Annotated in this window: 12 protein-coding genes; 6 read left to right on the top strand and 6 right to left on the bottom strand. The window is 60.8% G+C overall.

Annotation, left to right across the window (positions count from 1 at the left end; genetic code table 11):
- The 4 genes from ACA057_RS14935 to fabI are packed head-to-tail and all read left to right on the top strand — an operon-like array spanning position 1 to position 4,523.
- Positions 1-1,074, top strand: coding sequence for a microcin C ABC transporter permease YejB (locus ACA057_RS14935; protein WP_497349571.1), 1,074 nt, complete (start codon positions 1-3; stop codon positions 1,072-1,074).
- Position 1,075: 1 nt separating this feature from the next.
- Entirely contained in the window at positions 1,076-2,095 is a 1,020-nt protein-coding gene (locus tag ACA057_RS14930; protein WP_497349569.1) for an ABC transporter permease, read from the top strand.
- Position 2,096: 1 nt separating this feature from the next.
- Positions 2,097-3,707 carry an ABC transporter ATP-binding protein gene (locus tag ACA057_RS14925; protein ID WP_497349567.1) on the top strand — a complete coding sequence of 537 codons (1,611 nt, stop codon included), beginning with the start codon at positions 2,097-2,099 and terminating at the stop codon, positions 3,705-3,707.
- Between the two features lie 21 nt (positions 3,708-3,728).
- Positions 3,729-4,523 (top strand): enoyl-ACP reductase FabI, encoded by a 795-nt coding sequence (fabI, locus tag ACA057_RS14920; RefSeq protein WP_008152082.1) that lies wholly within the window; start codon positions 3,729-3,731, stop codon positions 4,521-4,523.
- Positions 4,524-4,693: 170 nt separating this feature from the next.
- On the opposite strand, the gene ACA057_RS14915 is transcribed toward fabI, so the two are convergent.
- The gene (locus tag ACA057_RS14915) at positions 4,694-5,554 is read right to left on the bottom strand and encodes a LysR family transcriptional regulator (RefSeq protein ID WP_497349565.1); all 861 of its coding nucleotides are present in this window, start codon (positions 5,552-5,554) and stop codon (positions 4,694-4,696) included.
- Between the two features lie 112 nt (positions 5,555-5,666).
- Here ACA057_RS14915 and ACA057_RS14910 point away from each other — a divergent pair, with 112 nt between their 5' ends.
- A complete protein-coding gene (locus ACA057_RS14910; protein WP_497349563.1) occupies positions 5,667-6,092 on the top strand; it encodes a VOC family protein in 426 nt (141 codons plus the stop codon).
- On the top strand, positions 6,089-7,387 hold the full coding sequence (locus ACA057_RS14905; RefSeq protein ID WP_497349561.1) for an amidase: 1,299 nt from the start codon (positions 6,089-6,091) through the stop codon (positions 7,385-7,387). The genes ACA057_RS14910 and ACA057_RS14905 overlap by 4 nt, the downstream gene beginning before the upstream one ends.
- Here ACA057_RS14905 and ACA057_RS14900 read toward each other — a convergent pair.
- The 5 genes from ACA057_RS14900 to ACA057_RS14880 form a co-directional block, all read right to left on the bottom strand.
- Positions 7,347-7,961 (bottom strand): GGDEF domain-containing protein, encoded by a 615-nt coding sequence (locus ACA057_RS14900; protein WP_497349559.1) that lies wholly within the window; start codon positions 7,959-7,961, stop codon positions 7,347-7,349. The genes ACA057_RS14905 and ACA057_RS14900 overlap by 41 nt on opposite strands.
- A gap of 74 nt (positions 7,962-8,035) precedes the next feature.
- Positions 8,036-8,614: a hypothetical protein gene (locus ACA057_RS14895; protein ID WP_497349557.1), complete on the bottom strand. Its 579-nt coding sequence runs from the start codon at positions 8,612-8,614 to the stop codon at positions 8,036-8,038.
- 1 nt (position 8,615) lies between these two features.
- The gene (locus ACA057_RS14890; RefSeq protein WP_497349555.1) at positions 8,616-10,784 is read right to left on the bottom strand and encodes a xanthine dehydrogenase family protein molybdopterin-binding subunit; all 2,169 of its coding nucleotides are present in this window, start codon (positions 10,782-10,784) and stop codon (positions 8,616-8,618) included.
- A 13-nt stretch (positions 10,785-10,797) separates the two neighbouring features.
- A complete protein-coding gene (locus ACA057_RS14885; protein WP_059405034.1) occupies positions 10,798-11,253 on the bottom strand; it encodes a (2Fe-2S)-binding protein in 456 nt (151 codons plus the stop codon).
- 230 nt (positions 11,254-11,483) lie between these two features.
- Positions 11,484-12,329, bottom strand: coding sequence for an oxidoreductase (locus tag ACA057_RS14880; RefSeq protein ID WP_497349553.1), 846 nt, complete (start codon positions 12,327-12,329; stop codon positions 11,484-11,486).
- Positions 12,330-12,389 lie beyond the last annotated feature (60 nt).

Raw genomic sequence — 12,389 nt, 5'->3', positions numbered from 1 at the left:
ATGCTGGCGTATATTTTTCGGCGACTGCTGCTGATCATCCCGACCTTGCTCGGCATCCTGCTGATCAACTTCGTGATCATCCAGGCCGCCCCCGGTGGGCCGGTGGAACAGATGATCGCCAAGCTCGAAGGCTTCGAAGGCGCCACCAGCCGCATTGCCGGTGGCAGTGCCGAAGTCTCGGTGGCCGGTTCGGCGTATCGCGGCGCGCAAGGTCTGGACCCTGCGCTGGTAAAAGAAATCGAGCACATGTACGGCTTCGACAAATCGGCGCCGGAACGCTTGTGGATCATGATCAAGAACTACGCGACCCTGGATTTCGGCGACAGCTTCTTTCGCGACGCCAAGGTCATCGACCTGATCAAGGAAAAGATGCCGGTGTCGATCTCCCTCGGGCTGTGGAGCACGCTGATCATGTACCTGGTGTCGATCCCGCTGGGGATCGCCAAGGCGACGCGGCACGGCAGTCACTTCGACGTCTGGACCAGTTCGGCGATCATCGTCGGCTATGCAATCCCGGCGTTCCTGTTCGCCATCCAGCTGATTGTGGTGTTCGCTGGCGGCAGCTATTTCGACTGGTTCCCGCTGCGCGGCCTGACCTCGAACAACTTCGATGAACTGAGCATGGGCGGCAAGATTCTCGATTACTTCTGGCACCTGGTCTTGCCGGTGACAGCCCTGGTGATCGGCAACTTTGCGACCATGACCCTGCTGACCAAAAACAGCTTCCTCGATGAAATCAACAAACAGTACGTGGTCACCGCCAAAGCCAAGGGCCTGACCAACCACCGTGTGCTCTACGGCCATGTGTTCCGCAACGCCATGCTGCTGGTGATCGCCGGGTTCCCGTCGGCGTTCATCGGGATTTTCTTTACCGGCTCGTTGTTGGTGGAAGTGATCTTCTCCCTGGACGGCCTGGGTTTGATGAGCTTTGAAGCGGCGATCAACCGCGATTACCCGGTGGTCTTCGGCACGTTGTTCATCTTCACCCTGCTGGGGCTGGTGGTGAAGCTGATCGGCGACCTTACTTACACCTTTGTCGATCCGCGCATTGACTTCGAAAGCCGGGAGCATTGAGATGAACCTGTCCCCTCTCAATCGCCGACGCTTCGAACTGTTCAAGGCCAACAAGCGTGGCTGGTGGTCGCTGTGGCTGTTTTTGATCCTGTTTGGCGCCAGCCTCGGCGCCGAGCTGATCGCCAACGACAAGCCGCTGGTGGTGCACTACGACAACGGTTGGTACTTCCCGGCGCTCAAGCGTTACCCGGAAACCGTGTTCGGCGGTGAATTCCCGCTGGAAGCCAACTACAAGAGCCCGTATATCCGCGAACTGCTCAAGGCCAAGGAGGCCTGGGTGTTGTGGGCGCCGATCCCCTACAGCTACCAGAGCATCAACTACGACCTGAAAGTCCCCGCCCCGGCGCCGCCCTCGACCGATAACCTGCTGGGCACTGACGATCAGGGCCGCGATGTGTTGGCACGGGTGATTTACGGTTTCCGTATTTCCGTGCTGTTTGCCCTGACGCTGACCATTCTCAGCTCGATCATCGGCGTCATTGCCGGCGCCTTGCAGGGCTTTTATGGCGGCTGGGTCGACCTGGCCGGGCAGCGTTTTCTGGAAATCTGGTCCGGGTTGCCGGTGCTGTACTTGCTGATCATCCTCGCCAGTTTCGTCCAGCCAAACTTCTGGTGGCTGCTGGGGATTATGCTGTTGTTCTCGTGGATGAGCCTGGTGGACGTGGTCCGCGCCGAGTTCCTGCGCGGGCGCAACCTCGAATACGTACGCGCGGCCAGGGCGTTGGGGATGCAGAACGGTGCGATCATGTTCCGCCACATCCTGCCCAACGCGATGGTCTCGACCATGACGTTCATGCCGTTCATTCTGACCGGCGCCATCGGCACCCTGACCGCGCTCGACTTCCTGGGCTTTGGTTTGCCGCCGGGCGCGCCGTCGCTGGGTGAGTTGGTGGCTCAGGGCAAATCCAACCTGCAAGCGCCGTGGCTCGGCATGAGCGCGTTTGCGGTGCTGGCGTTGATGTTGAGTTTGCTGGTATTCATCGGCGAGTCCGCTCGCGATGCCTTCGACCCGAGGAAGTGAAATGAATCAGGACAATCTGATCGAAGTGCGCGACCTCGCCGTCGAATTCGTCGTCGGCGATCGCTGTCAGCGAGTGGTCGAAGGCGTCAGCTTCGACATCAAGCGCGGCGAAACCCTCGCGTTGGTGGGTGAAAGCGGCTCCGGCAAATCGGTGACCGCGCACTCGATCCTGCGCCTGCTGCCCTACCCGCTCGCCCGGCATCCGTCCGGGACCATCGAGTATTCCGGGCAAAACCTGCTGAGCCTGAAAGAGAAAACCATCCGCCACATCCGCGGCAACCGGATTGCGATGATCTTCCAGGAGCCGATGACCTCGCTCAATCCACTGCACTCGATCGAGAAGCAGATCAACGAGGTGCTGGGTATCCACAAAGGCCTGATCGGTAAAGTGGCGACCAAGCGCACCCTGGAATTGCTGGAGATGGTCGGCATTCCAGAGCCCGAGAAACGCCTCAAGGCCCTGCCCCATGAATTGTCCGGTGGCCAGCGGCAACGGGTGATGATCGCGATGGCCCTGGCGAATGAGCCAGAATTGCTGATTGCCGACGAGCCGACCACCGCCCTGGACGTGACCGTTCAGCTTAAAATCCTCGAATTGCTCAAGGAATTACAGGCCCGATTGGGCATGGCGTTGCTACTGATCAGTCACGATTTGAACCTGGTGCGAAGAATTGCGCATCGCGTATGTGTCATGCAGCGCGGTTGCATCGTCGAACAGGCATCGTGCGAAGAGTTGTTCCGCGCGCCGCAGCATCCGTACACTCGGGAACTGCTGGCAGCGGAGCCCAGCGGCAAGCCGGCGACCAATGTGATTGGCCCGCCATTGCTGCAAGTCGAGGACCTGAAAGTCTGGTTCCCGATCAAGAAAGGCTTTCTGAAAAAGACCGTCGACCACATCAAAGCGGTGGACGGCATCAATTTCAGCCTGCCCCAGGGCCAGACCCTGGGGATTGTGGGAGAAAGCGGTTCGGGCAAATCGACGCTGGGTTTGGCGATTTTGCGGCTGATCGGTAGCAAAGGCGCGATCCGTTTTGAAGGCAAGCAGCTAGACTGCCTGACGCAGCAACAGGTTCGACCGCTACGGCGGGAGATGCAGGTGGTGTTTCAGGACCCGTTTGGCAGCTTGAGCCCACGGATGTGTGTGAGCCAGATCGTCGGCGAAGGCCTGCGAATCCACAAGATGGGCACCGAGGCGGAACAGGAACAAGCGATTATTGCGGCATTGAAGGAGGTAGGCCTGGACCCGGAAACCCGGAACCGCTACCCCCACGAATTTTCCGGTGGGCAACGGCAGCGAATCGCCATTGCCCGGGCATTAGTGTTAAAACCGGCGCTGATTCTGCTGGACGAGCCGACGTCGGCCCTCGACCGGACAGTGCAACGCCAAGTGGTGGAGCTGCTGCGTTCACTGCAAACCAAGTACAACCTGACGTATCTGTTTATCAGCCATGACCTGGCTGTCGTCAAAGCGCTGAGCCACCAGCTGATGGTGGTCAAGCAGGGCCAAGTGGTCGAACAGGGAGACGCGCAAAGTATCTTTGCCGCCCCCCAACATCCGTATACACAGCAGTTGCTGGAAGCCGCTTTCCTGGCTCCAGCCACTGCGCAATAACCTGAAAGAGAGGAGCAACACATGGGTTTTCTCGCCGGTAAGCGCGTACTGATCGTCGGTGTCGCCAGCAAGCTGTCCATCGCATCCGGCATCGCTGCCGCCATGCATCGCGAGGGCGCTGAGCTTGCCTTCACTTATCAGAACGACAAACTCAAGGGTCGTGTCGAAGAGTTCGCACAAAGCTGGGGTTCCAACCCTGACCTGTGCTTCCCGTGCGACGTGGCCAGCGATGAAGAAATCGCCAAGGTTTTCGTTGAGCTGGGCAAGAAGTGGGACGGCCTGGATTGCATCGTGCACTCCGTCGGCTTCGCCCCGGGCGACCAACTGGACGGCGACTTCACCGAAGCCACCACCCGTGAAGGTTTCCGCATCGCTCACGACATCAGCGCCTACAGCTTCGTGGCCCTGGCCAAGGCCGGTCGCGAAATGATGAAAGGCCGCAATGGCAGCCTGCTGACCCTGTCGTACCTGGGCGCCGAGCGCACCATGCCGAACTACAACGTGATGGGCATGGCCAAGGCTTCGCTGGAAGCTGGCGTACGTTACCTGGCCGGCTCCCTGGGCCCGGACGGCACCCGCGTCAACTGCGTATCGGCTGGCCCGATCCGCACCCTCGCCGCGTCCGGCATCAAGAACTTCCGCAAGATGCTGGCCGCCAACGAAGCGCAAACCCCGCTGCGTCGTAACGTCACCATCGACGAAGTCGGCAACGCCGGCGCGTTCCTGTGCTCGGACCTGGCGTCCGGCATCAGCGGCGAAATCATGTACGTGGACGGTGGCTTCAACACCACGGCCATGGGCAGCCTGGAAGAGTAATCTTCCGGTCGCAACGAAAAACCCGCCTCGATAGGCGGGTTTTTTAATGCCCGCGAATCCTTGCCAGATGCAGTCCACTGTGGGAGCGAGCCTGCTCGCGATGGCGGTGTGTCAGGTAACATTATTTTGAATGATCAACCGTCATCGCGAGCAGGCTCGCTCCCACAGGGTTATTGGGTGTTCAGGCATTTCGCAAAGAGCTGCTGAATCGGCTGGGTACGCTGGCTGTAGCGCTGCAACAGGACAATTTCGCGGTAGAACGTCAGCGCTCCCAGCGGGATGATCCTGACGTTCGCTCGATGTTCGAGCCACAGCCCCGCCTCGGGCAGCAGTGACACGCCCAATCCGCATTCGACCATTTTAACGATGGCTTCCAGCTCATCCAGTTCAAGGGCGACGTGCACGTCGATCTGCTGTTCGCGCAAAAAGCGCGTCACCAGGCGCCCGCCGAACGAGTTGCGGTCGTAGCGCACCTGCGGATGTTCCGCCAGCAACTGCAACGGGTCATCACCTTCAAGGTCGGCCGGCACAATCAGTACGAACGGCTCGCGGCGAATCACTTGCGCGGACAATTCCTTGGGCAAGTCGAACGGCGGCTTGATCAGGATCGCCAGGTCCACTTCGCCAGTGTCTACCTGGCTCAACAGATTCAACGACACACCAGGCACCAGTTTCGGCTCCAGCAGCGGCGCCTGTTGGCGCAGGCGCAACAACGCCTGAGGCAGCAGCCCGGTTTGCGCCGTGGCCACCGCGCCAATTTTCAACTCGCCGCGGTATTCGCTGACATCATCACTGACCGCCATGCGGCTGAAGGTTTCGAGCATTTCCCTGGCCATCGGCAACGCGCGTTGCCCCGCCGCATTCAGCAGCGCCTGACGCCCGGTGCGATCGAACAAGCGAATGCCCAGCGCCTGCTCCAGATTACGAATCTGCGCGCTGACCGCCGACTGTGTCAGGCCGATGTGCATCCCGGCTGCCGCGAACGTGCCATAGCGCGTCACGGCAATGAAGGTTTTCAGTTCCCGCAGCATGGCGTTCTCGATTGATCGATATTATTTGAGCTCGATGCAAAAATTATCGTCTTTTAATCAAAAAGCACAGGACTAAACTCATCGTCAACGCCTGACAACCAAGGAACCCACCATGCCACTCTCCCCGTTTCACCTGGCCATCCCGGTCTATGACCTGAGCGCCGCACGCCTTTTTTATCGCGAAGTGTTCGGCCTGGAGGAAGGTCGTTCCAGCGATCATTGGGTCGATTTCAACTTTTTCGGCCATCAGCTGGTGATTCACCTGGCGCCGAAAAACGCCTCTCAAGAAGCCGCACACACCAACGCTGTTGACGGCCATAACGTGCCCGTGCCGCATTTCGGTGTGGTGTTGGGCATGGAGCAATGGCAGGCGTTGGCGCAGCGGCTCAAGTCACTCGGCACTCAATTCGTGATCGAGCCGGGGATTCGCTTTGAGGGTTTGGTGGGTGAGCAAGCGACGATGTTTCTCTTCGACCCCTGCGGCAACGCGCTGGAATTCAAGGCGTTCAAAGACATCAATCAGCTGTTCGCCAAATGATCCGCCCTACCCTTGACGCCACCGCCCTCAGTCAGGCGGTGGTCAACGGCGAAACGACTGCGGCCGACGTCGCCGAAACCTTCCTTGAACGTATCCAGGCGCACGAGCCGGACATACAGGCCTTTATTTCGTTCGACGTCCGGCAAGTGCGCGCCGATGCGGCGCAACACAACGGCCGAGGCTTGCTGGCCGGGGTGCCGGTGGGCGTCAAGGATATTTTCGATACTGCCGTCTACCCCACGCAGTTTTACTCGCCCATTTATGCGGGAAACCAGCCGTCCCGGGACGCCCACGTGGTAACGCTGTTGCGCCAGGCCGGGGCACTGATCATGGGCAAGACCCACACCACCGAATTTGCTTACATGCACACCGGTCCGACCCGCAACCCGCACGATCTAGCCCGCACGCCCGGCAGTTCCAGCGCGGGCTCGGCGGCAGGAATGGCGGCGGGTTTTTTTGCCTTGGCGCTGGGCACGCAGACCGCTGGTTCGCTGCTAAAGCCCGCGTCCTACTGCGGCCTGTTTGCCTTCAAGCCATCGTTTGGGCTGGTATCGCTGGAAGGCGTCAAGCCGCTGGCCCCCAGCTTCGACACCGTCGGTTGGTACGGTCGATCCGTGCGTGATCTGAGCCTGGTGGCGCGCGTGCTGATTCCCGGGTTCACGGTGCCTGAAACCGGACAGCAGCCGTTGCGCCTGGGCTTCTATCGCACCTCGCGCTGGCATCAAGTGGAACCGGAGGTGGCGCACGCGCTTGAGCAAGCACTGGAGCAATTGCGCAGTGCCGGCCATCACGTCAGCGAAGTGCAGTTGCCGCATGAGTTTGCCGGGGTGTTCGACGATCACCAACTGATCAACGATTGCGAAGGCGCACGCTCGCTGGCGAAGGAGTATCAACAACACCGCACGCAATTGAGTCCTTCGACACTGGCCATGTTCGAGCGCGCGGCCGCGACGACCTGGGATCAGGAGTCCGCTGCCAAGGCGCGCCTGGCGGAGCTTGCTCCACGACTGAATGCGCTGTGCCAACCCTTCGACGCCCTGCTCGGCCCCTGTTGCGGGTTGGTCGCGCCACTGGGCCTGGAAGGCACCGGGCCGTCAGTTTTCATCAAATTTTGGGGAGCGTTCGGCTGGCCACAGGTGAACATCCCGCTGAACCGCACTCAAGCACAGCTGCCGATCGGGCTACAGATGGTGGGTCGATTCAGGCACGACGGGCAGTTGTTGAGCGCCGCCGAGCAGGTGGCAAGCGAACTGCTCAGAACCGCACCGCCCCATGATGGCGAGCACGTTCGATAGCTGCCATAAGGCCGTCCACGGTTTTGTGAGTCTGGGCATTGAACTCGATCTGGTTGATGCTGAAGCGAATGTCGTAGCAGCGATGTACCGTTGAATTGCGCTCGTCGAGCATCTCTTCGAGCCGCGCCCTGATGCCGGCAGCGTCGACTGCGGCGGAACCGGTCAGCAACACGGCGAATTCATCGCCGCCGACCCGCCCGACGACATCGCTCTCGCGAAAGGCGATACGCAGTACGTCGGCGAAGGTTTTCAGGGCATCGTCGCCTTCGGCACGGCCATACAGTTCGTTGATCTGCTTGAAGTAAGCGAGGTCGAAAAACAGCAGGCTGACCGGTTTATCCATCTCCAGGCAGGCATCAAGCCACAACTGGGACAAGGCCAGGAAGCCATGAAGATTGGTCAACAATGTCAACTCATCCATGCTTGCCATCTGCACCGCCGTCAACTGCTGCTCGAACTTGCGCGCCAGGTTGCGCATCATTTCGCGCTCCTGCACCCCGGTCTCGAGAACGTTAAGCCCGCGCAATGTGTCTGCGCAAGCGCCAGGTTTGACCGGTTTGTCTGGAACCTGCATTACTCACTCCTGTGAAGGGTATGTACGTTAGAGGCGCCCATACCCGGTTTGACTCCTGATGAATTTACCGTTGGTCAGATCCCTTCCACCGGACACGGCCCGCCGGCGTCCGCCCACCGCTTGAACTGGCTGACGAAAATGTCATGTGGCACCGGCACCGGCGCCCGATTGCCGCCCGGATTCCAGCCCCAGAGCACCAGTTTGTCGTCACTGACGTGCTTGATCAGCGCGGCGAAATCGCGATCGCCATTGCTGGAGCGGTCCTTGATCATGGCGCACAACTGGTTGGCCGGCAGGCCGATCCAGGCCATTTTGTGCGCCGCCGGCGGCAGGCTCCAGTGTGGCGCCCCCGGCGGTGCGTGCGGTCCATAACTGGCCGGCGGATTGCTTTCGGCGTGGCAAGTCGCGCAGGGCAAACCGGCCGCGCCTTTTCCGTCCATTCCGCGCACTACGTCCATGGCGTGGGGAATCCCGGCATCGAACTGCAACGGTGAGTCGCCGGGGATGTGGCAATTCTGGCAACGCGGGCTCTGGAAGACTTTCTGCACGGTATCGAAAGCCTTTAACGCTTCCTTGTCGTCAGCGAACAAATCTTCGGCATAGCCGACCAGTCCGATCATTACCACCGCGCCAAGCAGCAGATGTCGTTTCATCTCACACCCCCGACAGTTGCAGCGGCAGTTCCCGCAGGCGCTGCCCGGTCAGGGCGAACACTGCGTTGGCCACTGCCGGCGCCGTGGGCGGTACACCGGCCTCGCCGATGCCGCCGGGTTTTTCGCTGCTGGGCACGATATGCACTTCGACCACCGGCATTTCGTTGAGCCGCAGCACTTGATAGTCGTGATAGTTGGACTGCACCACCTGCCCGTCCTTGAAGGTCAGTTTGCTGTGCAAGGTAAATCCGAGGCCGAAGGTGATGCACGATTCCATCTGCGCCGCGATGCTCTGCGGGTTGACCGCGATCCCGCAGTCCACCGCGCACACCACCCGGTGCACGCGAATCGCCAGGTTGTCCTGCGACACCTCGGCGACGTGGGCCACGTAACTGCCGAACGACTCATGCACCGCCACGCCCAACGCATGACCGTCGGGCAAAGGCGCATTCCAGTTGGCTTTCTCCACCGCCAGGTTCAGCACGCCGAGATGCCGTGGATGCGCCTTGAGCAAGGTGCGTCGGTATTCCACCGGATCCTTGCCGGCCGCTTCAGCCAGTTCATCGATCAACGATTCCATGACAAACGCGGTGTGCGTATGCCCGACCGAGCGCAGCCACAGCACGCTGATGCCGGTCTTCGGTGAATGCAGTTCCACCTGGTGATTGGCCAACCCTTCAAGGTAAGGGCTGTCGGCGACGCCTTCGACCGAGGTCTTGTCGATGCCATCCTTGACCATCGCCGCCTCAAGCATGGTCCCGGCCATGATCGATTGCCCGACCATCACATGCTTCCAGGCCAGTGGCAGGCCGTCGGCGCCCAGACCCACGCGCGCCTGATGCAGGAACGCCGAACGGTAATAGCCGCCACGGATATCGTCCTCGCGGGACCAGACGGTTTTCACCGGTCCGCCAGCGGCCTTGGCGACGTACACCGCTTCGCTGACGAAGTCCGAGGTCGGGTTGGCCCGGCGCCCGAAGCCGCCACCGAGAAACTCGGTATGAATCTCGACTTGCTCGGGTTTGAGCCCGGTGATTTTCCCGGCGACCATTTGATCGAGGGTCTGGAATTGGGTACCGGTCCAGATTTCGCATTTGTCTTTGGTGATGCTCACCGTGCAGTTGAGCGGTTCCATCGGTGCGTGCGCCAGGTACGGCACGCTGTATTCGACGTCGATGGTCTTGGCCGCTTTGGCCAGGGTCGCCTCGGTATCACCAGCCTTGCTCGCGGACGTGCCGGGGGTGATGGCGAGTTGGCGGAAGCTTTCCAGCAGCTTCTGACTGTCGAGCCCGGCGTTCGGCCCCAGGTCCCACTCGACCTTCAGCGCATCGCGCCCCAGCTTCGCCGCCCAGTAATGATCGGCAATCACCGCCACGCCGGTGGGCACCTGCACCACTTTGTGCACGCCCGGTATCGCCAGCGCCTCGGCGCCTTCAAAGGATTTGACGCTGCCGCCCAACACCGGTGGGCGCGCGACCATGGCAGTCATCAGGCCGTCGAATTGCACGTCCATGCCGAATTTGGCCCGGCCGGTGATTTTTTCCGGTGTGTCCAGGCGCTTGGTGGGTTTGCCGATGAGCTTCCAGTCCTTGGCGTCCTTGAGCTTGATCGAGGCCGGGTCCGGCAGTGGCAACTTGCCGGCGTCATCGGCCAGTTCGCCGTACGTCGCGCGTCGCTCGCCGGCGATCACCACGCCGGATTCGGTGCGAATCTGCGAAGGCGCGATGTTGAAGCGTTTGGCGGCGGCGTCGATCAACATCAAACGCGCCGCAGCGCCGGCCTGGCGGTAACGATCGAATTCCATCCAGGTTGAGGTCGAGCCGCCGGTAATCTGCATCCCGCCAAACGCCGCCAGACCATAATCGGCGGCCGACGCGGGTGAATGTTCGACGCGGATTTTTGACCAATCCGCGTCGAGCTCTTCGGCGATCAGCATGGTCAAGCCGGTCCAGATGCCCTGGCCCATTTCCGAATGGCCCAGCAGCACGGTGACGCTGTTGTCGTTGCCAATGCGCAGGAAGGCATTGGGTGCGAACACATTGCCTTGATTCTCGGCGCCGACGGCGAAACGATGCGCACCGGGGATGACAAACGCCACCACCAGACCGCCGCCCAGCACGGCGCTGCCCTTGAGAAAACCACGGCGCGAGAGTCGATTGATGCTGTTCATGGCGAGCCTCCCATCAACCGAGTTCGGCGGCGCGTTTGACCGCGGCACGAATCCTTGGATAAGTGCCGCAACGGCAGATATTGCCGGACAGCGCCTGATCGATGTCGCTGTCGGTGGGTTTGGGGATCTTCGCCAGCAAGGCCGCCGCCGACATGATCTGCCCGGACTGGCAATAACCGCACTGGACCACATCGAGTTCGGCCCAGGCTTGCTGCACCGGGTGCGTCCCGTCAGTGGACAGGCCTTCAATGGTAAGAATTTTCTGCCCATGGGCCACCGCCGTGGCGGGCGTGATGCAAGAACGCAGCGGCGCGCCGTCGATGTGTACGGTGCAGGCGCCGCACTGGGCCATGCCGCAACCGAATTTGGTGCCAGTGAGGTGCGCGACATCGCGCAGCACCCAGAGCAGCGGCATGTCGGCGGGGACATCCAGCTCCTGATCCTTGCCGTTGATATTAAGGGTCAGCATTGCGAACTTCCTCAGACTCACGGTGATGCCATTGTTTTTGCAGGAGCGAAGCTTGCTCGCGAAGAACGATAACGCGGGGTGTCAGAATGGACGCTTTCGCGGGCAAGCCTCGCTCCTACGGGATTGGGTTATCCCTACAGCTAAGCGCAATTTGATCCAACGGACAGGTTCATCGACCACCGGTCATGAAAAGGCCGCCTCAATCGGCGGCCTTCTTCAACGTTTGAAGCTTAGAAATCGGTGGAGACCGATACTTCGCGCCAGGTCTGCAACTCTTCGGCGACGAAGCTGTTCTTGGCTTCGATCGCTGCGACGCAGTCACTGCCCAGTGGCAAGCGCAATGGGGCTTTTTCCGCTTCCACCAGGGTGATCATGGCGTCGGCGAGCTTGTCCGGATCGCCTGGCTGATTCAGGGTCACAGCCTTGGCAATTTTGCGGACTTCGCCGGCTGTACTGTCGTAGTCGGCAATCGTGGACGGCGACTCGACCAGCGAATTGCCTTCGAGAAATTCGGTGCGGAAGTAACCAGGCTCGACCACGGTCACTTTGACGCCCAGCGGTGCCAACTCGGCGTGCAGCGCCTCGCTCAAGCCTTCGACGGCGAATTTGGTCGAGCAGTAGACGCCGAAACCCGGCCCCGACCGGTAGCCGCCCACCGACGAGAGGTTGATCACATGCCCACTGCGAGCGGCGCGCATGTGCGGCAGGACGGCGCGAGTGACATTCAGCAAACCGAAAACGTTGGTTTCGTACACGCGCCGCACTTCATCGGCACTGGCCTCTTCCACCGCGCCAAGCAAACCGAAACCGGCGTTATTGACCAGCACGTCGATGCGCCCGAAGTGTTCGATGGCCGCCTGGGCGACCGCAGCGCCTTGTGCTTCGTTGGTCACATCCAGATTAACCGCCAGCAAACCCGGTTGAACGCCAAAACGTTGGGTGATGCTGCTGGCGTCACGGGCGGTGCCAACAACGGCGTCACCGTTGGCGAGTGCAGCGGCAGCAATCTTTGCGCCGATGCCACGGGAAGCACCGGTGATGAGCCAGACACGTTTAAAGCTGTGGGAAGTGGTCATGAGCGTGAATCCTTGTGTGCAGTTGGGGTAAGCACAAGGTACGCAGGATGATTGGCCGGA

This window comes from Pseudomonas sp. LBUM1661 (assembly GCF_059695925.1).
This window is presented reverse-complemented; position numbering and strand designations above follow the sequence as displayed.

What these genes read in the sequence shown, in the direction of transcription:
- ACA057_RS14935 (WP_497349571.1), top strand. Translation starts at nt 1, where the DNA reads ATGCTGGCGTATATTTTTCGGCGACTGCTGCTGATCATCCCGACCTTG.
- ACA057_RS14930 (WP_497349569.1), top strand. Translation starts at nt 1,076, where the DNA reads ATGAACCTGTCCCCTCTCAATCGCCGACGCTTCGAACTGTTCAAGGCC.
- ACA057_RS14925 (WP_497349567.1), top strand. Translation starts at nt 2,097, where the DNA reads ATGAATCAGGACAATCTGATCGAAGTGCGCGACCTCGCCGTCGAATTC.
- fabI (WP_008152082.1), top strand. Translation starts at nt 3,729, where the DNA reads ATGGGTTTTCTCGCCGGTAAGCGCGTACTGATCGTCGGTGTCGCCAGC.
- ACA057_RS14915 (WP_497349565.1), bottom strand. Translation starts at nt 5,554, where the DNA reads ATGCTGCGGGAACTGAAAACCTTCATTGCCGTGACGCGCTATGGCACG.
- ACA057_RS14910 (WP_497349563.1), top strand. Translation starts at nt 5,667, where the DNA reads ATGCCACTCTCCCCGTTTCACCTGGCCATCCCGGTCTATGACCTGAGC.
- ACA057_RS14905 (WP_497349561.1), top strand. Translation starts at nt 6,089, where the DNA reads ATGATCCGCCCTACCCTTGACGCCACCGCCCTCAGTCAGGCGGTGGTC.
- ACA057_RS14900 (WP_497349559.1), bottom strand. Translation starts at nt 7,961, where the DNA reads ATGCAGGTTCCAGACAAACCGGTCAAACCTGGCGCTTGCGCAGACACA.
- ACA057_RS14895 (WP_497349557.1), bottom strand. Translation starts at nt 8,614, where the DNA reads ATGAAACGACATCTGCTGCTTGGCGCGGTGGTAATGATCGGACTGGTC.
- ACA057_RS14890 (WP_497349555.1), bottom strand. Translation starts at nt 10,784, where the DNA reads ATGAACAGCATCAATCGACTCTCGCGCCGTGGTTTTCTCAAGGGCAGC.
- ACA057_RS14885 (WP_059405034.1), bottom strand. Translation starts at nt 11,253, where the DNA reads ATGCTGACCCTTAATATCAACGGCAAGGATCAGGAGCTGGATGTCCCC.
- ACA057_RS14880 (WP_497349553.1), bottom strand. Translation starts at nt 12,329, where the DNA reads ATGACCACTTCCCACAGCTTTAAACGTGTCTGGCTCATCACCGGTGCT.